Origin of the sequence: Paraburkholderia sp. J69-1, from assembly GCF_905220255.1 — a bacterium.
In the GTDB taxonomy this organism is placed as follows: Bacteria; Pseudomonadota; Gammaproteobacteria; order Burkholderiales; family Burkholderiaceae; genus Paraburkholderia.
The window spans coordinates 1-211 of the sequence record NZ_CAJMZG010000119.1 but is presented as its reverse complement, the minus strand read 5'-3'; the positions used below and the strand labels follow the sequence as shown (position 1 = coordinate 211).

General features: G+C 46.0%; 1 protein-coding gene. It reads right to left on the bottom strand.

Annotated features, from left to right (window positions below):
* Positions 1-211, bottom strand: a 211-nt coding sequence (locus U5A67_RS40655) for a hypothetical protein (protein ID WP_321818856.1), incomplete at both ends; no start/stop codon positions are given.

Here is a 211-nt window from a genome sequence, read left to right as displayed (position 1 = left end):
CTGAAATAATTTATTCAAATTCGCTTGACGAGTGGTTCTGCGCCCTGCATAATTCGCCTCCTCCTGCTGATGCAGCGACGCAGAAAACACCGGATAGCTTGATTTTCCAGTAGTTTTCAGCGAATTGATCTTTAAAAATTTACAGCCGATAAGTGTGGGCGCTTGATTCGATTGAGCTCCTCGCCGTGATCGTTTTCGATCTGGCGGGATA